Source organism: Nocardiopsis sp. NPDC058789 (assembly GCF_042745575.1).
In the GTDB taxonomy this organism is placed as follows: Bacteria; Actinomycetota; Actinomycetes; order Streptosporangiales; family Streptosporangiaceae; genus Nocardiopsis; species Nocardiopsis eucommiae.
Map to the genome: position 1 here is coordinate 297,912 of NZ_JBHYOW010000002.1, position 24,103 is coordinate 322,014.

The 24,103-nt window shown below is 71.7% G+C and carries 21 protein-coding genes; 9 read left to right on the forward strand and 12 right to left on the reverse strand.

Annotation, left to right across the window (positions count from 1 at the left end):
- Nucleotides 1-324: 324 nt before the first annotated feature.
- Entirely contained in the window at nucleotides 325-1,749 is a 1,425-nt protein-coding gene (locus ACFW3L_RS03445) for a cytochrome P450 (RefSeq protein ID WP_378735868.1), read from the reverse strand.
- A 378-nt stretch (nucleotides 1,750-2,127) separates the two neighbouring features.
- Between ACFW3L_RS03445 and ACFW3L_RS03450 the strand changes: the two genes are divergently transcribed.
- Genes ACFW3L_RS03450 through ACFW3L_RS03470 form a run of 5 tightly spaced genes read left to right on the forward strand, consistent with a single transcriptional unit; the run spans nucleotide 2,128 to nucleotide 9,478 of the window.
- Nucleotides 2,128-3,375, forward strand: coding sequence for an SWIM zinc finger family protein (locus tag ACFW3L_RS03450; protein ID WP_378736190.1), 1,248 nt, complete (start codon nucleotides 2,128-2,130; stop codon nucleotides 3,373-3,375).
- The gene (locus ACFW3L_RS03455) at nucleotides 3,372-4,922 is read left to right on the forward strand and encodes a DUF5691 domain-containing protein (protein ID WP_378735870.1); all 1,551 of its coding nucleotides are present in this window, start codon (nucleotides 3,372-3,374) and stop codon (nucleotides 4,920-4,922) included. The genes ACFW3L_RS03450 and ACFW3L_RS03455 overlap by 4 nt, the downstream gene beginning before the upstream one ends.
- Nucleotide 4,923: 1 nt before the next feature.
- Entirely contained in the window at nucleotides 4,924-6,045 is a 1,122-nt protein-coding gene (locus tag ACFW3L_RS03460) for an AAA family ATPase (RefSeq protein WP_378735872.1), read from the forward strand.
- Complete coding sequence (locus tag ACFW3L_RS03465) at nucleotides 6,045-8,321, forward strand: DUF5682 family protein (RefSeq protein WP_378735874.1); 2,277 nt, start codon at nucleotides 6,045-6,047, stop codon at nucleotides 8,319-8,321. Before ACFW3L_RS03460 ends, ACFW3L_RS03465 begins: the two co-directional genes overlap by 1 nt.
- On the forward strand, nucleotides 8,318-9,478 hold the full coding sequence (locus tag ACFW3L_RS03470) for a vWA domain-containing protein (RefSeq protein WP_378735876.1): 1,161 nt from the start codon (nucleotides 8,318-8,320) through the stop codon (nucleotides 9,476-9,478). Before ACFW3L_RS03465 ends, ACFW3L_RS03470 begins: the two co-directional genes overlap by 4 nt.
- Nucleotides 9,479-9,523: 45 nt before the next feature.
- Here the strand turns inward: ACFW3L_RS03470 and ACFW3L_RS03475 are convergent, their stop codons facing one another.
- On the reverse strand, nucleotides 9,524-9,958 hold the full coding sequence (locus ACFW3L_RS03475) for a VOC family protein (RefSeq protein WP_378735878.1): 435 nt from the start codon (nucleotides 9,956-9,958) through the stop codon (nucleotides 9,524-9,526).
- A gap of 216 nt (nucleotides 9,959-10,174) precedes the next feature.
- Between ACFW3L_RS03475 and ACFW3L_RS03480 the strand changes: the two genes are divergently transcribed.
- The 4 genes from ACFW3L_RS03480 to ACFW3L_RS03495 all read left to right on the forward strand — a co-directional run bounded on the left by ACFW3L_RS03480 (nucleotide 10,175) and on the right by ACFW3L_RS03495 (nucleotide 15,069).
- A complete protein-coding gene (locus tag ACFW3L_RS03480; RefSeq protein ID WP_378735880.1) occupies nucleotides 10,175-11,569 on the forward strand; it encodes an MFS transporter in 1,395 nt (464 codons plus the stop codon).
- A gap of 120 nt (nucleotides 11,570-11,689) precedes the next feature.
- A complete protein-coding gene (locus tag ACFW3L_RS03485; protein ID WP_378735882.1) occupies nucleotides 11,690-12,397 on the forward strand; it encodes a Crp/Fnr family transcriptional regulator in 708 nt (235 codons plus the stop codon).
- 347 nt (nucleotides 12,398-12,744) lie between these two features.
- On the forward strand, nucleotides 12,745-13,884 hold the full coding sequence (locus tag ACFW3L_RS03490; protein WP_378735884.1) for an aromatic acid exporter family protein: 1,140 nt from the start codon (nucleotides 12,745-12,747) through the stop codon (nucleotides 13,882-13,884).
- Nucleotides 13,885-13,932: 48 nt separating this feature from the next.
- Nucleotides 13,933-15,069 (forward strand): PQQ-dependent sugar dehydrogenase, encoded by a 1,137-nt coding sequence (locus ACFW3L_RS03495; protein WP_378735886.1) that lies wholly within the window; start codon nucleotides 13,933-13,935, stop codon nucleotides 15,067-15,069.
- Between the two features lie 15 nt (nucleotides 15,070-15,084).
- Here the strand turns inward: ACFW3L_RS03495 and ACFW3L_RS03500 are convergent, their stop codons facing one another.
- The 10 genes from ACFW3L_RS03500 to ACFW3L_RS03545 form a co-directional block, all read right to left on the reverse strand.
- Nucleotides 15,085-15,831 (reverse strand): hypothetical protein, encoded by a 747-nt coding sequence (locus tag ACFW3L_RS03500; protein WP_378735888.1) that lies wholly within the window; start codon nucleotides 15,829-15,831, stop codon nucleotides 15,085-15,087.
- Between the two features lie 93 nt (nucleotides 15,832-15,924).
- Nucleotides 15,925-17,094 (reverse strand): amidase, encoded by a 1,170-nt coding sequence (locus tag ACFW3L_RS03505; RefSeq protein ID WP_378735890.1) that lies wholly within the window; start codon nucleotides 17,092-17,094, stop codon nucleotides 15,925-15,927.
- A 113-nt stretch (nucleotides 17,095-17,207) separates the two neighbouring features.
- On the reverse strand, nucleotides 17,208-17,855 hold the full coding sequence (locus ACFW3L_RS03510; protein ID WP_378735892.1) for an ABC transporter ATP-binding protein: 648 nt from the start codon (nucleotides 17,853-17,855) through the stop codon (nucleotides 17,208-17,210).
- Between the two features lie 22 nt (nucleotides 17,856-17,877).
- Nucleotides 17,878-19,923: a bacteriocin-associated integral membrane family protein gene (locus ACFW3L_RS03515; protein ID WP_378735893.1), complete on the reverse strand. Its 2,046-nt coding sequence runs from the start codon at nucleotides 19,921-19,923 to the stop codon at nucleotides 17,878-17,880.
- A 46-nt stretch (nucleotides 19,924-19,969) separates the two neighbouring features.
- Nucleotides 19,970-20,263, reverse strand: coding sequence for a lactococcin 972 family bacteriocin (locus ACFW3L_RS03520; RefSeq protein ID WP_378735895.1), 294 nt, complete (start codon nucleotides 20,261-20,263; stop codon nucleotides 19,970-19,972).
- A gap of 20 nt (nucleotides 20,264-20,283) precedes the next feature.
- Nucleotides 20,284-20,586 (reverse strand): lactococcin 972 family bacteriocin, encoded by a 303-nt coding sequence (locus ACFW3L_RS03525; RefSeq protein ID WP_378735897.1) that lies wholly within the window; start codon nucleotides 20,584-20,586, stop codon nucleotides 20,284-20,286.
- Between the two features lie 10 nt (nucleotides 20,587-20,596).
- Complete coding sequence (locus ACFW3L_RS03530; RefSeq protein ID WP_352388595.1) at nucleotides 20,597-20,890, reverse strand: lactococcin 972 family bacteriocin; 294 nt, start codon at nucleotides 20,888-20,890, stop codon at nucleotides 20,597-20,599.
- 288 nt (nucleotides 20,891-21,178) lie between these two features.
- Nucleotides 21,179-21,994, reverse strand: a complete 816-nt coding sequence (locus ACFW3L_RS03535; protein WP_378735899.1) for a S1 family peptidase — start codon at nucleotides 21,992-21,994, stop codon at nucleotides 21,179-21,181.
- Nucleotides 21,995-22,129: 135 nt separating this feature from the next.
- Nucleotides 22,130-22,429 (reverse strand): hypothetical protein, encoded by a 300-nt coding sequence (locus tag ACFW3L_RS03540; protein WP_378735901.1) that lies wholly within the window; start codon nucleotides 22,427-22,429, stop codon nucleotides 22,130-22,132.
- A gap of 540 nt (nucleotides 22,430-22,969) precedes the next feature.
- Nucleotides 22,970-24,100: a three-Cys-motif partner protein TcmP gene (locus ACFW3L_RS03545; RefSeq protein WP_378735903.1), complete on the reverse strand. Its 1,131-nt coding sequence runs from the start codon at nucleotides 24,098-24,100 to the stop codon at nucleotides 22,970-22,972.
- Nucleotides 24,101-24,103: the final 3 nt, after the last annotated feature.

Here is a 24,103-nt window from a genome sequence, read left to right on the forward strand (position 1 = left end):
GGGTGCGCGGCACCCGGGCGGCCGTGCGGGCGGGGGCGCTCCGGCGGGAGCGGATGGTGCGGGGTACCGGAGAGGGGGACGCGGGGGACAGGGGATGATCGGTACTCACGTCGTCTTCCTTTTCTCGCGCAGCGGGAATCCACGGGTCGCCGTGGACGCCACGGAACCGTTTTCCCGTCGGTGTTTCGCGGGAGAACGCACGGGATTTCCACCCGTTTCCGTGGGCGTGCGTTCACTATGAAGACGAAGGCGTGAACACGCATCCGTTGAACCACCAGTGCTGATGACGTCCCGGTTCACACGGTCGAAAAGGACGACCGACGTTTACCGGCCCAGACCGCGCCACCAGCTGAACAGCTTCCCCAGCAGGTCCTCGGGCGGCTGCTCCTCCTCCGCCACCGCCGGGACCTGCTCCATCTCCTGCGTCAGGAGGGCGGGCGGCTCGCTCACGCGCCCGGGGGTGAAGGTCACCGGCAGCTCCCGTACGCCGTGCAGGAACGGGGAGCGCAACAGGCGCAGCTCCTCCGGGGGCACCGAGAGCCGCAGCCCGCCCAGGCGTTCCTGGAGCACGGTCACACCGGTCGAGGCGACCAGGCGCCCCAGTGAACGGGCGGGACAGCTGTGCGGACCGGCGCCGAAGGTCAGGTGGGCGCGGCTGCCGCTGGACAGGCCGGTGTCCGGGTCCGACCTGCCGCGTCGCACGGCCGGGTCCCGGTGGGCCGCGTCGACGCCGAGGTACAGGGCGTCGCCCTTGCGGACCCGCGCGTTGCCGATCCGCACGTCCTGGAGCGCGACCCGCCCGGCCAGCAGTTGCAGCGGGCTGTCGTTCCACATGACGTGGTCCAGGAGGTCGTGCGTGGACAGGCGCGCGTCCGTGTTGGCGGAGCGGATGCGGTCGTCGGTGAGCAGCGTGCGCATCGTGTTGCCGATGAGGTGCACGGTCATCATGTGGCTGGCGCTGACCACCAGGGACGCCGCGTAGGCGACCTCCTCCTGGCTGAGGTCCGTGGAACGTTCGAGGATCCAGCTCGTCAGGTCCTGCCCGGGCTTGTTGGCCTTGCGGGCGACCAGCCCGGCGAAGTACTGCTGGAGGCCGGTGATGGACTCCTCCGAGCGCTGGGAGTCCTCACTGAAGATGACCGCCGTGAGGTCGTTGAGCATGTGTCCGTAGCTGTCGGGCAGGCCGAAGAGCCGGTTGGCGACCAGAGCGGGGAGCATCTGGGCGTACTCCCCGATGAGGTCGGCCTCGCCGTCCCTGACGAACCGGTCGACCAGTCCGTCGGCGATCCGGTGCACGGTGCGGGCCATGGCGGTCATGTCGATCCTGGCCAGACCGTCCATGATCGGCGCCCGCAGCCGGACGTGGTCGGCTCCGTCCGCGTAGAAGGCGTTGGGCAGCCAGGTCATCATCGCGACGGTGTTGTCGAGGTCCACGCGCCCCTCGTTGGCCTCGCGCCAGTTGCGGGTGTCCCGGGAGAACAGGTGCGGCTGCTGGAGGACGGCGAGGCTCTCCTGGTAGCCGAGCAGCAGCCAGGCGCGTACCCCGGGTTCCAGCTGGACCGGGACGATGGGGCCGTGCCGTTCCCGAAGGCGCTGCCAGAGTTCGGTGCGCCCCTCGGGTGGAGTGGGGTCGTAGAGCCGGACGTGGTCGACCGGGCATCCCTGGGTGGAGGGGGGAGCGGGGTTCCGCCCGCCCTGGTCCGCGCCGAGCCCCGTGCCCTGGGAATCACCGTGCTGAGTCGTGGTCATTTCGGGTGCGGACACCCGGAAAAAGGTTCGCGGGGCCGCTTCCCTCCCTTCGAGAGGACGTGGCACTGTCATGGTGACGGGAAGGGGGAAGCGGGAGATCCCGAAATCGCTTCGGGGCGGCGGCCGGGGATCGAGCCAACCTGGTCGTGGCATTCTAGGAGCGTCGACACCGGATTTTCAACAGGAACGGATTATCTGGGTCGCCCCCTTTGTTCTTCACGATTGTTTTATATTGTTTGTCCCGCTCTGGGTGACTGTCCCGAGCATCCCGGATTGTCAGTGGTGCTCCCTAGAGTTGCCTGTGTGAGCGATCGATGGAGTACCGACGAAGTCTGGGCTCTGGCTCCGGACCCCTCTTCACACAAGGCCGCTCTCAAGGTGGCCAAGACGGGATCGTGGCCCCGGAGCGGAGTGGTCGTCGCCGACGGCGGCGGCACCTCGGCCGTCTGGGGTGAGTGCAAGGGGAGCGGGAGCAAGCCCTACCTGGCGGCCGCGCACCTGGACGGGGACAAGGGCCCCGCCTACAAGTGCAGCTGTCCCAGCCGCAAGATCCCCTGCAAGCACGTCCTGGCGCTGCTCTCCCTGTGGAGCCAGGGCACCGTGGCCGAGCGCGAGGACCGGCCCGAATGGGTCGCCACGTGGCTCTCCGGCCGGGTGGCCCGCCAGGAGCGTGCGAGCGCCGCCGCCTCGGCCCCGGTCGACCCCGAGAAGGCCGCCGCCACCCTGCGCGCCAGGGAGCGCTCGGTCACCGCGGGGCTGGAGGAGCTCCGTCTGTGGCTGCACGACCAGGTGGACGGCGGCCTCGCGGAGATCCCCCAACTCGGCTACGGGCACTGGGACCGTATGGCCAAACGCCTGGTGGACGCCAAGGCGGGCGGCGCCGCCACCCTGGTCACCCAGCTGCCCCAGAACGTCGGGGCCGACGGCTGGACGAACCGCCTCCTGGAACGCCTGGGCATGCTGCACCTGCTGGTCGACGGCTACCTCGCGGGTGAGGGCGACGACCCCCGGACCCGCGCGGTGCTGCGCTCCCGCGTGGGCATCGCCACCCGCGCCGAGGAGGTCCTGGCCAGCGGGGAGCGGGTCGCGGACACGTGGCGGGTGCTCGGCCACCGGGACGTCCTCACCCCGGACCGCATGCGCGGGCGCCGCCAGTGGCTGCACGGCGCGACGACCGGCCGCCACGCCCTCTCCCTCACCTTCGCCCGGCCCACCGAGACCCCGGACGCCGTCTTCCGTCCCGGCACCGAGTTCGAGGGCGAACTCGCCTTCCACCCGGACGGCCGCCGCGCGGTCCGGGTCGGCAAGGGGGACGAGCGCCCGGCCACGCCCCCGCCCGGGGGCACCGTCGAGCAGGCCCTGGACTCCTTCGCCGGGGCCCTGGCCGAGGACCCGTGGCTGGAGGCCTGGCCGGTGGTGCTGGAGAACGCGGTCCCCGCCCGTGCCGAGGGCTGGCACCTGGCCGACCCCACCGGGACCTCCCTCCCACTGGCCGGAGGCGAGCTGTGGCGGTTCCTCGCCGCCACCGGCGGACGCCCCGCCACCATCGCCGCCGAGTGGTCGCCGGACACCGGCCTGAGCCCCATGACCCTGTGGGACGCCGACGGAAAGGCAGTCGCCCTGTGAACCCGACCCCTCCGGACCCCTCGGGACCGACCTCCCCCGAGACCCCCTCCTGGGACCGGCTGGTCTCCACCGCGCTGGTCGGCACCGCCCGCCGCCCCGTCCCGGACCTGCCCGACCTGCCCCGGAGCGCCCGTGACGGCGCCGCCGGGCTGCTGGACCTGGTCGCCCTGGACGCCGTGCGCACCCGCGCCGGGTACACGGCGCACACGGCGGAACCCGTCACCCCCGACGCACCCGACGCCCGTCCGGAGATCGGGCCGGCCGCCAACCACCGGCTGGACGTCCTCCTCGCCAGCCGCTCCGAACTCCTCCCCGAATGGCTGGAGCACGCCGCCCGGGGCGGGCGCAGGGTCAGCCACGTCCACATCCCGGACCTGCTGGAACGCGCCTCCCGGGACAGCTCGCTGCGCCCCCTGGTCGCCTCCGTCGTCGGTGCGCGGGGCACCTGGCTGGCCACCCACAACGGCGCGTGGTCCTTCATCGCCCGTGAGCCCCTGCCCACCGACGTCCACACCGACGCCGCCTGGCACGAGGGCACCCCCGCCGAGCGCCGCCGGTCCCTGTTCGCCCTGCGCGCCACGGACCCCGCGGCCGCCCGTGACCTCCTCGCCGAGGCCCTGCCCAAGGAGAGCAGGGGAGAGGAACGGCGCGGCCTCCTGGAGGCCCTGGCCGTCAACCTCGGACCGGACGACGAGCCGGTGCTGGACCGGGCCCTGGACGACCGTGGCGCCAACGTGCGCGGCCTCGCCCTGGCCCTGCTGACCCGGCTGCCGGACAGCGCCCACGCGCACCGGCTCCGCGCCCACCTCCGTGCCCACCTGGGGCGCGACCAGGGTCCGCCGCGCGCCCTGGACGTGGTCGACATGGACGTCCCGAGCGCCGACCGGTTGCGCGACCTCGCCCTCGTGACCCCGAAGGAGCGGCCGGAGACCCGCAGGGCGCGCTGGGAACTCGGCCGCGTCCTGATCACCCACGCCCCGCTGGACACCTGGACCGCGTTCCTGGACACCGACCCGGCGGGCGTCCTCGACCTGGCCGAGGACGAGCAGGACCTGCGCGAGGCGCTGGCCGACGCGGTCTGCCTCCAGGCAGACCCCACGTGGGCCCGCGCGCTCCTCGACCACCCACGGAGCGGGCTCGTCCAGCTGCTCCGCTCCGGAGGCCGCGACCGGCACTGGCCCCGCACCCGGGAGCTGCTGGCCGCGCTGCCGACCGAGGAGCGGTGCGACCGGGTCGTCGCCGCGCTCGGCCCCGACGGCGGCGGTCCGGCCCTCGGGGGGAGCGACGTCCTCGGGCAGGTCCTGCACGCGGTCGACGCCCCGTGGACCCTCCCGCTCTCCGAGGCGGTCGCGCGCCGCCTCACCGGCCCCATCGGCACCCGTGACTCACGCGGCTACCGCTTCCTCTGCGAGGCCGCCGCCGAGCACATGCCGCCCGAACGCCTCGACCTCCTGCCCAGGGAACCACCCCACGCGGAGGAGGGCCCCGCCTACCTCCGCCTCCGCGACACCCTCCGATTCCGGCTCGACATGCACAGGGAGCTCTAAGTTGACCACCTCCGCCGCCGCTTCCGGCCTCAGCACCGACACGGCCAGCGCGCTGCGCCCGCACGCCGAGCAGACCTACGCCACCGAGCTCGAGGCCCTGGCCGGTGCCGACGACCGTCAGCGCCCCCCGGGCTGGCGTCTCTCCCCGTGGGCGGTCACCCAGTACCTGCTGGGCACCACCCTCGACGACGGCACCGAGATCACGCCCAAGTACATCGGCTCGCGCCGCGTGGTCGAGGTGGCCGTGGCCACCCTGGCCACCGACCGCGCCCTGCTGCTCATCGGGGTCCCCGGCACCGCCAAGACCTGGCTGTCCGAACACCTCGCGGCGGCGGTCTCCGGCGACTCCACCCTGCTGGTCCAGGGCACCGCCGGGACCTCCGAGGAGGCGGTCCGGTACGGGTGGAACTACGCCCGCCTGCTCGCCGAGGGGCCCTCGGAGGCCGCGCTCGTCCCCAGCCCGGTGATGACCGCCATGGCTCGCGGCTCCATCGGTCGTATCGAGGAACTCACGCGTATGCCCTCCGACGTGCAGGACGGCCTCATCACCGTGCTGTCGGAGAAGGCCCTGCCCGTCGCGGAGCTCGGCGTGGAGGTGCAGGCCCAGCGCGGGTTCAACATCATCGCCACCGCCAACGACCGCGACCGGGGGGTCAACGACCTCTCCAGCGCGCTGCGCCGCCGCTTCAACACCGTGGTGCTGCCCGTCCCGGACAGCGCCGAGGACGAGGTCCGCATCGTCACCCAGCGGGTGGAGCAGCTGGGCCGTTCCCTGGAGCTGCCCGAGGTGCCCACCAGCCTCACCGAGATCCAGCGGGTGGTCACCGTCTTCCGCGAGCTGCGCTCCGGGGTCACCGAGGACGCCAGCACCAAGGTCAAGTCGCCCAGCGGCACGCTGAGCACCGCCGAGGCGATCTCCGTGATCACGAACGGCATCGCGCTCGCCGCGCACTTCGGTGACGGTCAGCTGCGCCCCGCCGACGTCGCGGCGGGGATCCAGGGCGCCGTCGTCCAGGACCGCGTCTCCGACGGCGTGGTCTGGCGCGAGTACCTGGAGACCGTCGCCCGCGAACGCGACGGCTGGGGCGACTTCTACCGCGCCTGCCGCGAGGTGGGCGCCTGATGGGACGACCCCGACTGGGCACCGACAAGGTCAGTGTCCTCGGTGTCCGCCACCACGGCCCGGGTTCGGCCCGGGCCGTGGCGGCCGCCCTGGACGAGATCAAGCCCGACATCGTACTGATCGAGGGGCCGCCCGAGGCCGACGCGATCACCTCCCTGGTGGGCGGTCTGGAACCACCGGTGGCGCTGCTGGTCCACCTGGCCGACACCCCCAAGGCGGGGACGGCGCGGTCCAGGGAGAGCTGGGGGTTCTGGCCGTTCGCGTCGTTCTCCCCGGAGTGGGCCGCCCTCGTCCACGCCCACGAGCGCGGTGTTCCGGTGCGCTTCTGCGACCTGCCCGCCTCCCACACGCTCGCGGAGCGGATCGAACGCGCGGAGGCCGCCGAGCGGGAACAGGGGCCGGAGGAGTCCCCGAGCGCACCCGCCCGGGTCCGCACCGACCCCCTCGGGGTGCTCGCGGAGGCCGCCGGGTACGACGACGCCGAACGCTGGTGGGACGACGTCGTGGAGCAGCGCGGTGACGGCGAACCCTCGCCCTTCCCCGCGATCACCGACGCGATGGCGGCGGTCCGCGCGGAGGCCGGCCCCGAGACCGGGCGCGACGCGCGCCGCGAGGCGTACATGCGCCAGACCCTGCGCGCCGTGCTCAAGGAGGGCTACGAACGGGTGGCCGTCGTGTGCGGGGCCTGGCACGCACCGGCCCTGCGCGACCTCTACGACCACCCCGTCAAGGACGACGCCGCCCTGCTCAGGGGGCTGCCCAAGGTGAAGACCACCGCCACCTGGGTGCCGTGGACGCACGGGCGGCTCGCCACCGCCAGCGGCTACGGCGCGGGGGTGACCTCACCCGGCTGGTACCACCACCTGTTCACCTCACCCGACCTGCCGATCCACCGGTGGCTCACGGACGCCGCCCGACTCCTGCGCGACGAGGGCCAGCCGGTCTCCTCCTCGCACGTGATCGAGGGCGTCCGGCTCGCCGAGAGCCTCGCCGTGCTGCGCGGCCGACCGCTCGCCGGGCTCGACGAGGTCTCCGAGGCGGTCACCGCCGTCCTCTGCGAGGGCGAGCAGACCCGGGCCGCCCTGGTGCACGGGCGGATGGTGATCGGTGAACGTCTCGGCTCGGTGCCCCCCGACACCCCCATGGTGCCGTTGCAGCGCGACCTCATGGCCGCGCAGAAGCGGCTCCGCCTCAAGCCCGAGGCCTTCGACCGCGATCTCGACCTCGACCTGCGCAAGGACGGCCAGCGCGAACGCAGCGTCCTGCTGCACCGGCTGCGCGTGCTCGGGATCGAGTGGGGGGTGCCGCGGGCCTCCGGACACCAGGCGAAGGGGACCTTCCGGGAGTCCTGGCGGCTGCGCTGGGACCCGGACATGGACGTGGCGCTGATCGAGGCCGCGCCCTGGGGGACCACGGTGGCATCTGCGGCCACCGCCCGCGTGGTGGAGGTCGCCGCCGACGCGGAACTGCCCACCCTGACGGCGCTCACCGAACAGTGCCTGCTCGCCGAGCTCGGCGACGCGCTGCCGGACGTGCTCGCCCTGCTCACCGACCGCGCCGCCACCGACGCGGACATCACCCACCTGATGGCGGCGCTGCCGCCGCTGGCCCGCGCGGCCCGGTACGGGGACGTGCGCGGGACCGACGCCGCGTACCTGCGCACGGTCGCCCTGCGGATCCTGGCCCGGGTGTGCGTGGGCCTGGCCCCGGCCGTACGCGGGCTGGACGACGACGCGGCGGCCCGGTTCGTCACGTCGATCGACCAGACGCACGCCGCCGTGTCCCTCCTGGACGAGGACACACGGGGCTGGACGGAGGCGCTGGAGTCGCTGGCCGCTCGCGACCAGGTCCCGGGGCGGATCGGCGGCAGGGTCAACCGCATCCTCGCGGACGCGGGCCGGATCTCCACCGAGGAACTGCACCGCAGGCTCGGCCTGACGATGTCGCCCGGCACCGAACCCACCCGCGCCGCCGCGTGGCTGGAGGGCTTCCTCCAGGGGAGCGGGCTCATCCTGGTCCACGACGAGCGGCTGCTCGGCCTCATCGACACGTGGCTGCTCAGCCTGTCCGAGGAACGGTTCGTCGCGGTCCTGCCGCTGCTGCGCCGTACCTTCGGGGCCTTCGGCTCGGCCGAACGCCACGAGATCGGCACCGCCGTCACCCGGGCGGACGGCGGTCGCACCACCACGGTGCGGACCCGCCGCCCCGTCGACACCCGTCGTGCCGCCCCTGCGGTGGCCGCCGTGACGGCACTACTCGAAAGGAGCCGCGCGTGAGCACGGAGACCACCGAACGCGCCCGCCGCTGGCGCCTGGTCCTGGGCGCACCGTCCCAGTGCGCGACCCTGACCGGGGCCGACCAGACCATGGACTCCGCACTGGCCGCGCTGTACAACAGACGCGACCGTTCCGCCGCCTCCGGCGACGAACGCGGCGCGGACCTGAGCGGATCGGCGCCCCGCGTCGCCCGCTGGCTGGGCGACATCCGGGAGTACTTCCCGTCCACGGTCGTGCAGGTGATGCAGTCCGACGCCATGGACCGCCTGCGTCTGCACCAGCTCCTGCTGGAGCCGGAGATGATGGAGGCCGTGGAACCCGACGTGCACCTGGTCGGGACGCTGCTCTCCCTCAACCAGGTGATGCCCGCCGAGGCCCGGGAGAGCGCCCGGACCATCGTGCGCCGGGTCGTCGACGACCTGGAGAGAAGGGTCGCGCAGAAGACCAGGTCGGTGATCCGCGGGGCGATCGACCGCTCCGCGCGCACGCACCGCCCCCGCCGGGTCGCGGACATCGACTGGAACGCCACCATCCGCCGCAACCTGGCGCACTACCTGCCCGAGCACAACACGGTCATCCCGCAGACCCTCGTGGGCTACGGGCGCCGCAGCCAGGGCGTGCAGAAGGACGTGGTCCTGGCCATCGACCAGAGCGGTTCGATGGCCTCCTCGGTCGTCTACGCCAGCGTGTTCGGCGCGGTCCTGGCGTCCATGAGCACCCTGAAGACGTCCCTGGTCGTCTTCGACACCGCCGTCGTCGACCTCACCGACGAGCTCACCGACCCGGTGGAGGTCCTCTTCGGCACCCAGCTCGGCGGCGGCACCAACATCAACAAGGCCATCGCCTACAGCCAGACGCTCATCGACCGCCCGCAGGACTCCATCTTCGTCCTGATCAGCGACCTCTACGAGGGTGGCGTCCGCGCCGAGATGCTGCGCCGGGTGGCCGCCATGAAGTCGGCGGGCGTGCAGGTGGTGGTCCTGCTGGCCCTCTCCGACGAGGGGGCGCCCTTCTACGACCGCCAGAACGCGTCGGCCCTCGCGGACCTCGGCGTCCCGGCGTTCGCGTGCACCCCCGACGCCTTCCCGGAACTCATGGCCGCGGCGATCCAGGGCCAGCCCCTGGACGCCTGGGTCGACAAGCACCTGGACGAGTGATCCGGCCCCGGGCGGGGCCGGACCCCCTGCGGCCCCGCCCGGCGCTCAGTCCAGGCAGAATTCGTTGCCCTCGACGTCCTGCATGACGATGCACGACTCGTTGAACCCGTCGGAGCGCATGACGCGGACGCACTCCGCGCCGAGCGCCTCCAGCCGCTCCCGCTCGGCCTGGAGCGTGGCGAGGCGTTCGTCCCCGACGAGACCGGTACCGGCGCGCACGTCGAGGTGCACCCGGTTCTTGACCGTCTTGCCCTCGGGGACGCGCTGGAAGAACAGGCGGGGCCCCTTGCCCGAGGGGTCGACGCAGGCGAACGCGGAGTCCTGCTGCTCGGGCGGGAGCGCGCGGTTGAACTCGTCCCAGTCGGCGAAGCCCTCCGGAGGCGGCGGCACGACGTACCCCAGCACCTCGCACCAGAACCGGGCCACGCGCTCGGGACTGGCGCAGTCGAAGGTGACTTGGAACTCTCTGATCGTGGTCATCGGCCCACCCTAGACCGGGCGCCTTCGCTCGCCCAAGGGAATATCGCTGGCTTCGCGGAGCGGCTCGGGCTAGCCTGCGACCATGCCGCTCGCGAAAGAGCTGGCCGCCCTCTAGCGGCGGCCTGATCCCACATCGTTCCGACCGCCGCATCAGCTTCCCTGCCGGTGCGGTCCTTCGGGCTGCCCGGTGTCCCTCTCTCCACACCGGACGTACCCGTGAACACTTCCTTGTCCCCAGGCAGGGGCGGCGGCACCATCGTGCTCGTCACCGTCCTGCTCTCCACCCTCCTCCTCCCGCTGGCCCTGACCGGGGCCTCGGTCGCTCTGCCCGACATCCAACGCGACCTGGGCGTGGGGCTCACCTCCGCGCAGTGGGTGGTCAACTCCTACAACGCCTGCTTCGCCGCCTTCCTGGTCAGTGCCGGGTCGATCGCGGACGCGGTCGGGCGCCGCCGGGTCTACGCCTTCGGCGTCGCCCTCTTCTTCGTGAGCGGTCTGTCGAGCCTGCTCGTCCAGGACATCGGGGCGCTGGTCGCCCTGCGCGCCCTGGGCGGCGTGGGCGCGGCAGCCGCCGTGGCCGGAGGCGGCTCCATGCTCGCCCTGGCCTTCGAGGGACCGGCGCGTGCGCGGGCCTTCGGACTGCTCGGGACCGTGCTGGGCGCCGGAACCGCCTTCGGCCCCGCCGTCGCCGGACTGCTGGTCGAGAACCTGGGCTGGCGGTTCGCCTTCGCCGGGCCCGCCCTGGTGGCCGGGGCGGTCCTGCTGCTGGTGACGCGGGTCCCCGCGATGCGCGGTGACGGACGATCGGTGGACTGGCTCGGCGGAGCCCTGTTCACCGCCGCCCTGCTGACGCTGATCGGCGGCCTGGTCGAGGGTCCCGGTCGGGGTGCGCCGGTGCTGGCCGGGTTCCTGGCCGTCTCGGCGGCCCTGTTCGGCCTCTTCGCCGTGGTGGAGCGCCGCCGGGAGGAGCCCCTGGTCGATCTCGGGCTGCTCGCCAACCGCCGGTTCGTGGCCTACGCGCTGGCCGCCGCGACCTTCATGTCGGTGCTGGTGCCGCTCCTGGTCTACCTGCCGTCCTACCTGATCAACGTGGTCGGCCTCGGCGCGGGCACGACGGGACTGTGGCTGTTGCTCCTCACCGTCCCGACCCTGGTGCTGCCCACCGTGGGCGCCGAACTGGCGCACCGGTTCCCGCCCACGGCAGTGGTGGTCGGCGCGCTCCTCCTGATGGGGGCGGGAGTCCTCGGCTTCACCACGCTGGGCCCCGACTCCACCCCGTGGACGGTGCTCCTGCCGTTCCTGCTGGTCGGAACGGGTGTGGGTCTCACCGGAGGGATGATCGACGGCCTGGGGCTGGGCGCGGTCCCGCCTGAGCGGGTGGGCACCGCCGCAGGGGTGTTCAACGCGACCCGGCTCAGCCTGGAGACCGTCTCCATCGCGATCGTCGGCGCGGCCCTGGCGGTCCTCACCGGCGGCGAGCTGGTCGGCGCCGCCTTCACGGGGGCACTGCACGGCGTCGCCCTGGCCCTGGGCGGGTTCGTGGGGCTGGTGGTGGTCGCGGTCCTGGTACTGACCCGGGCGCCGCGTCCACGGGTCACCGTCGACTCCTGAGCGGTTCCGGGGCCCGGCGCCTGGCGCGTCGGGCCCCGGGCACGTCTGGACAACAAGATCCGCCGATTTCGTGCTTCTCCCGCGGAACTGGGTACCACCTTGGGGATGATCGGAGGACGCATGACCGACTGGCCGCCGGGCAGCTTCATGTCCAGGCTCGGTCCCCGGACCGTGGACCGTCTCCTCGCGCTCGCGCCGCCACGGCACATCCCCGCCAACCGCGTCCTCATAGCCCAGGGCGACGCCGAGGAACAGGTCATGCTCCTGGGTCCGCCGGAGAACGGCACCCCGGCGGACCCGGCGTGCGTCAAGATCACGTCGGTGCTGCGTAACGGCACCGAGGCGATGTTCGGCATCCGCAGGTGGGGCGACCTCGTGGGCGAGCTGGGGATGTTCCGGGACACGCGGCCCAGCGCGACGGTCACCTCGTGCGCCCCGCACTCGATCCGGGTCTATCCGCACCAGGTCTTCGAGGTCTTCCTGGAGGAACACCCCGAGGCGTGGCGGGCGATGCTCGCCGTGATGGGGGAGCGGCAGGAGTGCGCGGACCGCCAGCGGGCGGAGTTCGCGGGCTACGAGGTGGAGGCCCGGGTGGCGAGGATCCTGGTCGACATGGCGCGGCGCCACGGGGTGCCCACGGACGAGGGTGTCCATCTGGGGGTGCGGCTCTCCCACACGGACCTGGGGAAACTCGTCGGAGCCCGCACGGACGCGGTGGGCAACGCGATCCGGCGCTTCCGGTCGGAGGGCCTCCTGATCACCAGCTACCGGCGTGTGGTGATCGTGGACATGGAGCGCCTGAACGGTGTCTTCGAATCCGCTTTGTGATCCTTTTTGTCCTGAATTGCCGATTGATCGGTGGTCCCACGGTCACCGTAGGCGACAGACTTCACCTGGGCATCACGCCCCACCTCTCGCTCCGCACTGTCAGCACCCTCTCCTCCGGTGCCCTCCCCTGTGCGGAGAGGAGCGGTCGGGCTGCCGGAGTGGTGAGGACGGCACCATTCCGGCAGCTACCCCCCGTCTCCACACCGCCCCGGTGGCCGTCCCCCGCCACCGGGGATCTCCTGTCCCCCCGACGGTGGACGGGGACGGTCCTCCGACGCGAACCGATAACCGAGCCCCCTACGGGGAACGACGTTACGGTGTGTGCTCACGGAAGGACGGAGGCGAGGATGTTCGAAGGTCTGCGGGACAGGGTCAGGCGTGCCCGGGAACGGCGCGGGTTCGAGCGGGAGACCGCCGTCATCATCCTCAAGTGCACCGTCGCGGCCACCCTCGCCTGGGTCGTGGGCACCCAGCTCGGAGCCTCCAGCCAGGTCGGGTTCGCCCCCTTCACCGCCCTCCTCGTGGTCCGTCCCAGCGTGTACGGTTCCGTGCTCCAGTCGGGCCGCTACATGGCGGCGGTCTTCGCCGGGGCCCTGCTCGCCGGGCTCGCGGGGCTGACGGTCGGAGCCCAACTGTGGTCGTTCACCCTGCTGCTCCTGATCGCGCTGGTCGCCGGGCAGGCGGGGTTCTTCGGCAGTCAGGGCGTGCAGCTGCCCGTGGTGGCGGCCTTCGCGCTCGCGGGCGGCACCGCCGAGAGCGCCGCCGACCTCGGGTACCTCCTGCTGATGGTCCTGGTCGGTGCCGCCTCGGCACTGCTCACCAACATGGTGCTCGCCCCGGCCATCCGGTTCCGGGACGCGGAGAACGCGGTACGGGACCTCGCGGACGGCCTCCGCTCCCTGACCGGGGAGATGGCCGAGGGACTGCGTGAGGGATGCGCGGGGCTGAATCTGGACCACTGGGTGCGGGCCTCGGACGGGCTCGACGGGTCCGTCCGCAACGCCCAGGAGGCGGTCCGGCGCCAGGCGGACCGGACCCGGCTCAACCCCCGGCGGCTGGTCTCCGGCACCCGCACCGACCCCCGCGACCTGGACACCTACGGGGAGTGGATCGCCGCACTGAGCCGGGCCTCCCGACACGTGCAGTCCCTCGTCCGCACCCTGCGCACCACCACACACGGCGGCTCCCGCTTCCCCGAACCCGACGACGCCTTCCTGCGGGAGTTCGCGCCGCTGGTCTCCCGGGCCTCGGACGTCTTCCGCTCCGTGCACGACTCCGAGGAGCCCGGGCACACGGTCGCCTCCGATGACCTCCGGGAACGGGTCGAGGACGCGCTGCGCCTGGTGGACGAGGAACGCGACGCGCTGCGCGAGCGCTGGAACGACCGGAACTGGCCGGTCTACAGCGCCCTGATCACCGACGTCGAGCGGATCTTCGAGGAGATCCACCAGGGACAGGAGAACACCGAACGCCGCGACGGCGGCTGATCCCGGCCCGGAGGGCGTACACGCGCTCCGAGCGGGCAGGGTTCGGACATGGACCGGACACACACGGGCACCCGTCGGCCCCTCCCGCTCACCCGAACCCTCTCCCTCATGGGAGCCGTCCTCCTCGTGGGTTCCTGCTCCACGACCGGGGCCGACGGATCGGGGGCTGACGGATCGGGGGCGGACGGCCGACCCGGTGAGTCGGCCGGGGGAGCCGACCTCGGCCAGCCCGAGGACCTGGCCACCGACCTCGACGTTCCGTGGGGGATCGACTTCCTTCCCGACGGTTCCGCCCTGGTCGCCCAGCGGGACGACGCCGCCGTCGCGCACGTGACCGCGGACGGCCGGGTCACCGAGGCGGGGACCGTCGAGGGCGTCCGGCACGGGGGCGAGGGCGGACTGCTCGGCCTGGCCGTCGACCCGGACTTCCCCGAGCAGCCCTACGTGTACCTCCACCACACGACAGACACGGACAACCGGGTGGTCCGGGCGGAGTACGACGGCGGCTCCCTCGGCGAGGCCGAGGTGATCCTGGACGGCATCCCCGCCGCGAACACGCACAACGGCGGCCGGATCGCCTTCGGACCCGACGGCCACCTGTACGTGGCCACCGGCGACGCCCAGGAGAGGGACGCCTCGCAGGACACCGACTCCCTGGCCGGGAAGATCCTGCGGATCACCACCCACGGCGAACCGGCTCCGGACAACCCCTTCGACAACCACGTGTACAGCTACGGCCACCGCAACGTGCAGGGCCTGGCGTGGGACGCCCAGGAGAACCTGTACGCGACCGAGTTCGGCCAGGACACCCTGGACGAGGTCAACCTGATCGAAGCCGGGAACAACTACGGCTGGCCGGAGGTGGAGGGCCCCGGCGGCGGCGACGAGTTCACGGACCCGCTGGTCACCTGGGAGCCCGCCGAGGCCTCACCGAGCGGCGCGGCGATCGCCGGGGACTCCCTGTACGTGGCGGCGCTGCGCGGTGCCCGGCTCTGGGAGGTCCCCCTCAACGGCGACGGCACCGTGGGAGAGCCGGAGCCGCACTTCGTCGAGGAGTTCGGCCGACTCCGCACGGTGGTCACCGCCCCTGGCGGGGACTCCCTGTGGCTGAGCACCAGCAACCTCGACACCTGGGGTTCCCCCGCCGACGGCGACGACCGGATCATGACCGTGCCCCTGGAGTGACCGGCGCCCCGTTGCCTAGCCGAGCAGGCCCCGTGCGATGACCTCCTCGGTCAGGACACGGCGGATCTCTTCGTCCTCACCGACGTGGCCGGGGTGCTCGGCGCTCTCCCGCAACCGGTCGCGCACGGCCGCCACCACCTCGTCGCTCACCAGGGCGCCGGACAGCGGCGCGGCCTCGGCCGCCTCACGCCAGCGGCGCATCGCCTCCAACCGGCCGTGTTCGACCGACTCGCGGGTGAGGAGGAACAGGCCGTCGACGTTGCTGTCGTGGGAGTCCTGGTCCAGGAGGTCCACGTCCACGACGACGACCGGCTGCGGGGCGCCGCCGTCGGCGTCGGGCCGCAGGTGGTAGACCCGCCAGACACGGCCGTTGGTGAGGAACACCCAGTCCACGCCCTGCTCGACGGCCAGGCGCCGGGCCATCTGGATGTTGCGCAGGTCCAGGTCCTGGCCGATCCGGCGCACCTCGACCGGGGCGAAGAGCTCACCGTCGAGGACGATCGCGTAGTCGATCGAGTCCCCGCTGGTGCGGTACTCGGTGGTCAGGTCCTGGTACTTGCTGAAGTTCAGCCCGACGCTGAAGAAGTCGGCGACCAGCAGACGGGTGTCGCCGTCGTTGGCGTCGCGCTCCGCGAGGTCGGCCAGGGGACCGGCGAACCGGTCGACCGCGGCGGCCACCCGACCCCTGACGGCGGTCTCCCAGCCCAGCGTGGTGGTGAACTGGCCCGTCCTGGCCATGACCTGGGTCTCTTCCGTGTCCATGCCGTCCGTTTCCGTGTCTGGGGCAGCCCCGTCACACGGCTTTCTCCGGGGGCCGGGGAACACGCGGACGAGGGGGAGAATCCGCCTCAGATGCTACATCTCCGGAGTGTGACCGCCGTCCCTGAGGGGCGACGGGGGCGGGGTGGGCAGGGCGCGTTCGGCGTCCCTGGCGGCGGCGAGGAGGAGCGAGTCCTCGTGGTGTCGCGCAACGAGGTGCAGACCCACGGGCAGACCGTCCCCGGTGAGCCCGGCGGGCAGGCTCAGGGCCGGGTGCCCGGTGAGGTTGAACAACCAGGTGTAGCCCACGCTCATCACCTCGCCCGGCCCCGCGTGCGGATGGGCCCGGTTCGGGGTCGTGGGCGTGGCGAGCAGGTCCACGGAGGACAGGACGGCGTCCAGCGCGGAGAGGTCCTCGGAGGGGACACCGGCGGGGTGGCCCCGCTCCCGTCGGGCGAGCCAGGTCTCCGCGGGGTCGGTGAGCGCGAGCCGGGGCACTGACACCGTCGCGCCGGAGGAACGGGCCCAGCGCCGCAGCGCCCGTTCCGCGAGCTCCACCACCTCCGGATCCGGTGCGTTGAACCCCAGGGTCGGTGACCACGCGACGCGCGGGCGCGGTGGAGTGGCCACGGGACGGCCACCGAGCACGGCGCTCCGGTACAGCTCGACGTCCGCGACCGTCCGCGCGATCGGCCCGCCGACCGTCAGCCCGGCCCGGTCCCGCGCCGGAAGCAGCCCGGTGGTCGGTTTGTAGCCGATCACCCCGCACCAGGCCGCGGGGATCCGGGTGGATCCGGCGCCGTCGCTCGCGGTCGCCAACGGGACCGCTCCCGTGGCCACCGCGACGGCTGACCCGGCGGAGGATCCCCCGGGGACCCGATCGCCGTTCCAGGGGTTGAGCGTGGGCCCCTCGCCGTTGTCTCCCCAGGTCTTCCACGGGGTTCCGGGGCCGGGCACCGACGTGGAGCCGACCGGTACCGCACCGGCGGCGACCAACCGCCGGGCCTGGTGGGAGTCGGCCCCCTCGGAGGCCTTGACAGCCAGGGGCACCCCGGCCAAGGGCAGGCGGACACCGTCGGCCACGGCCGCGTCCACCCGGGCCGCGCGCTCCAGCGCCGACTCCGGCCAGACCTCGACGAAGGCGCGCAGGTGCCCGATCCGCTCGACGGCCTCCAGCGCCTCCCGTACGGTCTCGACCGCGCTCGCCTCACCACGCGTCACCCGGTCCGCGGTCTCACGCGCCGTTGGTGGTGTCTCGTTCCTCACCGAACCGAGGCTAGTGCGGTCGCGGCACCGGAGAGGGCTCCGCCAAGGCCCTTCCGGCCTCCCGGTGGCCCCGCTGGCCCCGGTGGCCCCGGCGGTCTCGGTGGTCACAGCGGTCACAGCGGTCTCAGTGATCTCGATGGTCTCGGCGGCTCCAACTCGTGGACGGCGTCGCAGGCGTCGCGGACGGCCGGGTCATGGGTGGCGATGACCACCGCGCGGCCCTCCCGGCTCATGCCGCGCAGGACGTCCACCACCATCGCGCCGTTGTCACCGTCCAGTGCCCCGGTCGGTTCGTCCGCGAGCACCAGGGAGGGCTGCTTGACCAGCAACCGGGCCAACGCCACACGCTGCTGTTCGCCACCGGACAGGTGGTGCGCGCGCTCCCCCTCCCGTCCTGCGAGGCCCACCCGGGCCAGCGCCGCCGAGCGGTCCGTCCGGGGTCCACGCGGGCGGGCGACGTCCAGGTTGGCCCGGACGGTCGCGTTCTCCATCAGGGCGTAGTTCTGGAAGAGGTATCCCAGGTGGTCACGGCGGAAGCGGCGCTGCCCGCGCGCGCCCAGGCGGGTGAGGTCCGTGCCCCGGAACTCGATCCGCCCGCTGGTGGGCCGGTCCAAGAGCCCCATGCAGTTGAGCAGGGTGGTCTTGCCCGAGCCACTGGCGCCGACCAGCGCGAGGAGGCGGCCCGGTTCGACGGTCAGGTCGAGGTCCCGCCACAGGACACGACGGCCGAAGGTCCGGGTCAGACCGGTCAGGGTGAGCATGCGTCTCCTTGTGGGTCGGGGTTCAGCACCGGGTGGCGCCCTCACGGACGATGCGGCGGTGGAGGAGGGCGAGCACGCCCAGGGTGAGGCCGAGCGAGGCCAGGGCGATGCCCGCCGCGTGCAACGGTTCGGCTCCGGTGACCGGAGTGCCCGGTCGTGCCGGGTCGTCCCGCGCGGACGGGCCGACGGCGGTGCTCGCCACGGCCCAGCCCACGAAGCCCACCGCGAGGACGGCCTCCGTGGACAACAGGCGGCGGTGCGTGTCCAGGAACCCCCACCCGCTGATGTGCCGGACGAAGATCTCCTGTGCCCGGGCACGCACGTGGACCACGCAGGCGGCCATGGCGGTCAGCAGGAGCACGGCGCCCGCGCCGACCAGGTTGAACGCCTCGGTGCGCAGGGCGTGTACGGCGACGGCGTGGGCTCTGCGCGCGCTGGTGCCCAGGGTCTCGACCATCGAGACGTAGCGGGCGGCCTCCGGACTCCGCGCGCGGAACGCCTCCACCACCCCGGGGTCGGGGAAGACCGTCTGTCTCGCGGACATGTGGTTGACGTAGGAGTTGTCGGACAGGACGACCCCGTTCGGCAGGGCGATGACCAGGGGTTCGTGCAGGAGGGGCAGTGCGCCGCCGAGGCGTTCCTGCGCGCCGTAGGTGAACAGGGTCTGGTTGTCGGCGATGGGCAGGACCCGCAGGTCGAACCGGTCGCCCGGGTCGCCGTTGACCTCCAGCCACCCCGTCACCCCCTCGACCAGTGGCTCGGTGGACCCGGAGACGGACGCGGGCAGGAGGACCCGCACGGTCGCGGCCGGTCCGTACCGCTTCCCGTCGGGGGAGAGGACCTCCTCCTCGGTCAGATAGGTGTCGTTGACCAGGAGCACCGGACGGTCCTGGGGCGGGGTGCCTCCGGCCGGAACGATCTCGGAGAGGCGCATCTGGACGGCCAGGACCAGGTCGCCCTCCGCGTCGGCTCTCCGCAGCCACGGGCCGAGCGTGTCGTCCACGGCCTGTTCGTCCGCCCACCCGTAGTTGGCGCTCAGCGCGGGTCGGGACGTCTGCCCGTACCGGTCGTGGAGCTCCAGGCCGAGCCGGTGGTCCCGGACCTCCCGCGCCGTGGTGACCACCGAGCCGATCAGCACGAGGGTCAGCGCGCACGCCGGGACGCGCACCAGGTAGACGGCGGCGGTGGTGCCGCGCACGGGCAGCCGCCCCTGGAGCGCGGGCAGGATGCCGGTGGTGCCGACCAAGGCCAGTACCACCGCGTGCGTGATGAGGCAGGGCAGGGTGAGCGAGGCGAGGAGGGCCAGCGCCAACACCGTGTAGAAGCCGAGCTGCGCTCCTCCGTTGTAGAGACCGAGGAGCCCCAGCACGACCACCGCCGACACGGGCAGGACGAGCGCCCACAGTCTCAGAACCCCGACCAGCTCCCCGAGGAGCAGCCGCCCGTAGGAGTGTCCCTGGAGCCGCCGGACGGCGTGGTCCCGGGAGGCGAGCAGGACCCCGGCCCCGGTGGCGGTGACCGTGGTGAGCACGGCGACGGCCACCAGGTGCCACAGGTGCCCGCCGGCGAGGAAGTGCCACAGCCGGGTCCTCTGGACGCCGGGCGCCTCGGTCAGTCCGTGCCCGGCCAGCGCCTCGCGCAGCGCGGGAGCGGCGTCCGGGGCGCCGAACACCAGGTAGTAGCCGTGCGGCCCCACCTCCCCGAAATCCTCGATGGGGTGGGTCCGGACGGTGAAGGACCGGCTGAAGGACGGATACCCCTCGTCCAGCCAACGGCCGTACCGCGATCCGGGGTCGGAGACAGCCAGGTACAGGTGGGCCAACGAGGACGGGGTGCGGACGTCCAGGACGCTGTAGCCGATGGCGGCGTCATGGGCGTCCGCGACCTCCCGCACCGTGCGCGCCACCTCGTCGGTGGCGTGGGTGCCGTCGCTCTGGGTGATCCACACGAGGTCCGGGTCGTCGAGCACGTGCACGGTCTGTTCGGCGGTGGCGGCCAGGAGGAAGGCGAGCAGCGCGGCGAAGGCCACGCAGGCGGTGTAGGCGAAGGAGAGGGTCCGGTTGGGCACCTGGCGGTCCTGTCAGGGAGGGGGACCCCGTGGTCCCGGGGGCGGATCAGCAGCCGTCGCGCCAGTACTGCTGGTTGTTGGCCATGGCCCGTGCGGCCTCGGCTCTGGCCCAGATTCCGGCCGAGGCGTTGACCCGCTCGGTGTGGGTACCCACGGCGGTGGCTCCGTGGCAGTTCTTCGGATGCAGGTAGTGGGACCGGACGAACCCCTGCCCGGGGACCCCGGTGAGGCTGCGCTCCCACACCCCGCCGCCGACGTGGGAGGTCTGGGCGAGGGCGGTTCCGGCTGCGAGGACGACGACGGTGACCACGGTGACGGACAGTCGGAGGAGGGCTTTCATCGAGGGCTCCCTGCCGGGGTCTAACAGTTGTTGCGCCAGTAGCTCTGGTTGTTTCCGTTGGCGCGCGGTGCGTTGGCGCGGGCCCACTGCCCGGCGTTTCCGTTCACCCGGACGGTGCGCGATCCCACGGCGGTGGCCCCGTGACAGGAGGAACCGTGGCGGTAATGGGAGTAGACCTCGCCCGATCCGGGAATTCCGGTGATTCCCCAGATCCATTCACCGCCGCCCACATAGGAATGAGCGGCCAGTGCGGCGGTGCCGCCGCCCAGGGCGATCCCGGCGGCGGTGAGGACGGTCGCGAGAGCACGCGAGGCGGTGTTCACGGGCCCCCTCCTAGCAGCCGTTGCGGTAGTACGACTGGTTGTTGGTCCAGGCCCTGGGGGCGCTGGCGTAGGAGGTGTGTCCGGGGGCGGCGTTCCTGGAACGGTCGGTGTAGGTGCCCACGGCGGTGGACCCGTGGCAGTTGCTGGAGTGGTGGTAGTTCGAGTACACGGAGGAGACCGTGACCCCGTGGTACCAGGTGCCGCCGCCGATCCGGGTTCCGGCGAGGGCCACGCCCGCGGCCCCGGCGGTGAGACCCACGACGACGAGCACGGTGACGATTCCCTGGTTGACTGTTTTCCGCATTCGAGAACCCCGGTCCTGTCGTTCTCCGTCGCATCAGAAACGGAGAATGGGAGAATTCACAGAGGAAGGAGAAGCATTGCCCTCTGGAATCCATTACTACCGCGCCCTTCCAGGTGGTTTCCTTTTTGTGGCCGGATGCGGACACGATCCAGACGACCGCTCCGACCTGGGGTAACGGGGTTCGCGAATCGGATTTCTGTGGACTTGCCCGGTGGTCTGTCCACAGGCTGTGGAAAGAACACCGCGAGGCCCCGACCCAGGAGGGTCGGGGCCTCGCGGGTCCGGGCGTCAGCCCCGCACGCCGCCTACGGTGGCGGTGATCCAGTCCGCGTGTGCCACAGGGTCCGTGAAGACCATCGGGCCCACGCAGAGGGGGCTCTCGTCGAAGTCGCCGTCACGGCTGACCACACCGACCAGCTCCCAGTTCCCCTCCACCTCACGGACCAGGGGGCCGCCGGAGTCGGAGATGCACATCTGCGCCTCGTCGGTCGGGTGCTCCGAGCAGAGGTCGCCCTCGGGGTCCATCTCCGCGCAGCGGTCCGGGGAGACGACCTCGGTGTCCAGCTGCTGGAGGGTGTCCGGCTTCCCCTCCTCACCGAACTCGTCGAGCATCCCCCACCCCAGCCCGCGCACCTCGGCGCCCGGAGCGGCCGACTCCTCCCCGATACCGACGGGGGTCTGCTCGACCGGGGAGTCCAGTCTGAGCAGCGCGAGGTCGTTGCGCAGCAGGTACTGCGAGAGCGGGTAGTCGGGATCGTCGCTGACGTCCTCCACCTCGTACTCGGGGTGGAAAACGACCTCCACGACGGTGCGCTCGCTGCCGCCCGCGTTCACGTCGGTGCTGCCCACCCGCACGGTGAGCTGCTCGGGGGCGGTGCAGTGGCCCGCGGTGAGGACCCACTCCTCGTCGACCAGCGCGCCCCCGCACAGGTGCTGGTCGTTGTCGTCGTACAGGGCTGTCACGAACTCGTACCCCTCGGTGGCGTCGACACCACCGATGACCGCGACGGCCGGTGCGGCCAGCGCGGTCGCCCCCAGGAACGCCCCTACTCCCAGTGCTCCGGCGATCGTCGTGCCACGTGGGTTCCTGCGGCTGTCCGCCATGCCAGACCTTCCGTCCCGTGCTCGCGTTCCGTCCACTCCAAGCTAGGGAGCGGAACCCTGCGGAACATCGGTCGCGAGGACCACCTGGGCGTCCGACGAAAGTACGCGCACAACGGCGCGGGGGGCTACGGAAGGTCAACCCGACGGGAGGCGGGAGCCAAGAGTCAGCCCGATCCCCTCAGGCCCGGACTCGACGGCGCCGATCACCCACACGCGCTCGTCGAGGTCCGTTCCCCTCTCCGTGGTGTAGCCCTCCACCGCCAGGACCCGAGAGTCCCCGTCCCCCAGAACACGGGCGGTCGACCGCGAACCGTCGGAGAACACCAGGGGAAACGACTCCGACAGCCGGTCGATGTCCTCGGCCGTGGTCTCGACGAACACCCGGGCTCCGGGGAACAGGTGGCTGTACCCGGCGTGGGCTGTCGTCGGACTCATACTCGCTCCCAGGAGAAGGCTGACCCCACCACACTCCCAGAACACCGCCCGCAGGCCCGCCCCCGAACCCCGCGTGTCCTCCACCCGGAACGGGCCATGGTCTTCGTCACCCGGCCTGGCCGAGGCGGGTGTTCTCGGGCGCAGGTCGCTCACCCGGGCCTGTGGCACGTCGGTCCGCTCGGAGAAGAGCAAACGGCGGGGGCGGCCGACGGGAGCTGTGCGCGTCATCCGTGGCCCCGGGCGTCCCCGAACACGGGAACGGCCCCTGGTGTGCGAACCGTGTTCGCTGCTCAGGGGCCGTCTCAAAGCCGGAGCGGATGACGGGAATCGAACCGCCCACCGTGAGTGGCGTGACCTGCCTAAATACGAGAATCAGCAGGCAGTGGCGCTGGCAGCCACCCCGTTGTGTTGGGTTCACCCAGGTTGCATCAGCCCTCGTGCACCCTACGGGTGCACGACCTTTGCCGCCTTGGTACACCCTCACGGGTGCACCAGACATGCTGATTTCTCCGATACCCGAAGCAGAAGATCTACGTTTTATCAGAAGAGAGGTTCCGGCGAGAGAGGCGGAGGTGTTGGTTCCTTCTTCGTCAGCCAGACGCGGTCCTGCTTTCGCGGGACCCTTTTCCCAGTCGAGCTCTCGATGGTGCCAACCTTGAGTAGATCCTTCAGCACCATTCCGGCGTGGACGTCTCGGTAGACTGTCTCGCACAGTGCAAATTCGCGGAGCTCCGATACCTCCCCAGGTCCTTCCTCCAACTTGTTGAGGAGGGCGCGGCGCAGGGGGCTGAGCTCAGGTTTCTCCTCAAAGTAGAACTCCAACTGGTCCGGATCCCGAGGGTCACGGAACCTGACACCATGCTGCTTGTCCACCTTCCACATGGCCTCTTTCATCTTGGTTAGGCCTTTGAGATGGTTGCTCGCGAAGACGAGGTGAAGCTCATTCTTTTTCTCATCTCGCATCTCGAACGATGCCGCGTATCTGAACCCAGCTTTGAAGAGGGAGTTTCGGTAGCAATCCACCAGGAACTTCTTCTTCATTTTCTTGGGCTGATCGACGACAGCGCGCCAATCATCGCTACCGAAGCACCTGTCACCTGCTTGCGCACCGTTCTCGGTAGTGGCGAAGCGGACCAGGTGTTGTGGCTGGAAGGTAACCAGGACTTCTCCGCCTGGTCTGTTGGCAGCACTCCGGGCTATGTCCAGAGGGATCGCGTCGGGCCCTCCCCAACCGTCGAGTACGGCGAAGAAGGGAGAACGTCTCGGAGTCAACTTTTGCAGGGTGGGGAGTAACGCAGTTGTGCATTCGCCTTTCCGGAAGGTGACGGTCAGCTGAGAAGGTCGGCCGCCATACTCATCAAATTTGCGGTCAACCTGGCGCCGAAGCTCCTCCAGGCGGTCACCTCTCTCCTCGATGAGGAGCACGTTGAGGTGTTGGCCGGGGCGAAGCAGTTCGCGGCGGCGCAGGAAGACGTCCAGGGCGACCACCGGCGAGCCAGGTTCCTCTCCTACGTAGACACCGGGACCCGCGAACCCCTCGGCGTAGGTGAACTCCTTGAACTGGCCTCCTGCGCAGATCGGGTACCAGGCTTTGAGGTACTCGCTGATGATGAGATGCTTCGCCTGGGTGTGGGGGTCCAGAGGCCAGACGGTGTCCTTGGGGGTAGCCATACA

Excerpts from the sequence above, each read along its gene's own strand:
- ACFW3L_RS03445 (WP_378735868.1), bottom strand. The coding sequence starts at position 1,749 with ATGACCACGACTCAGCACGGTGATTCCCAGGGCACGGGGCTCGGCGCG.
- ACFW3L_RS03465 (WP_378735874.1), top strand. The coding sequence starts at position 6,045 with ATGGGACGACCCCGACTGGGCACCGACAAGGTCAGTGTCCTCGGTGTC.
- ACFW3L_RS03475 (WP_378735878.1), bottom strand. The coding sequence starts at position 9,958 with ATGACCACGATCAGAGAGTTCCAAGTCACCTTCGACTGCGCCAGTCCC.
- ACFW3L_RS03485 (WP_378735882.1), top strand. The coding sequence starts at position 11,690 with ATGACCGACTGGCCGCCGGGCAGCTTCATGTCCAGGCTCGGTCCCCGG.
- ACFW3L_RS03490 (WP_378735884.1), top strand. The coding sequence starts at position 12,745 with ATGTTCGAAGGTCTGCGGGACAGGGTCAGGCGTGCCCGGGAACGGCGC.
- ACFW3L_RS03495 (WP_378735886.1), top strand. The coding sequence starts at position 13,933 with ATGGACCGGACACACACGGGCACCCGTCGGCCCCTCCCGCTCACCCGA.
- ACFW3L_RS03500 (WP_378735888.1), bottom strand. The coding sequence starts at position 15,831 with ATGGACACGGAAGAGACCCAGGTCATGGCCAGGACGGGCCAGTTCACC.
- ACFW3L_RS03510 (WP_378735892.1), bottom strand. The coding sequence starts at position 17,855 with ATGCTCACCCTGACCGGTCTGACCCGGACCTTCGGCCGTCGTGTCCTG.
- ACFW3L_RS03520 (WP_378735895.1), bottom strand. The coding sequence starts at position 20,263 with ATGAAAGCCCTCCTCCGACTGTCCGTCACCGTGGTCACCGTCGTCGTC.
- ACFW3L_RS03530 (WP_352388595.1), bottom strand. The coding sequence starts at position 20,890 with ATGCGGAAAACAGTCAACCAGGGAATCGTCACCGTGCTCGTCGTCGTG.
- ACFW3L_RS03535 (WP_378735899.1), bottom strand. The coding sequence starts at position 21,994 with ATGGCGGACAGCCGCAGGAACCCACGTGGCACGACGATCGCCGGAGCA.
- ACFW3L_RS03540 (WP_378735901.1), bottom strand. The coding sequence starts at position 22,429 with ATGAGTCCGACGACAGCCCACGCCGGGTACAGCCACCTGTTCCCCGGA.
- ACFW3L_RS03545 (WP_378735903.1), bottom strand. The coding sequence starts at position 24,100 with ATGGCTACCCCCAAGGACACCGTCTGGCCTCTGGACCCCCACACCCAG.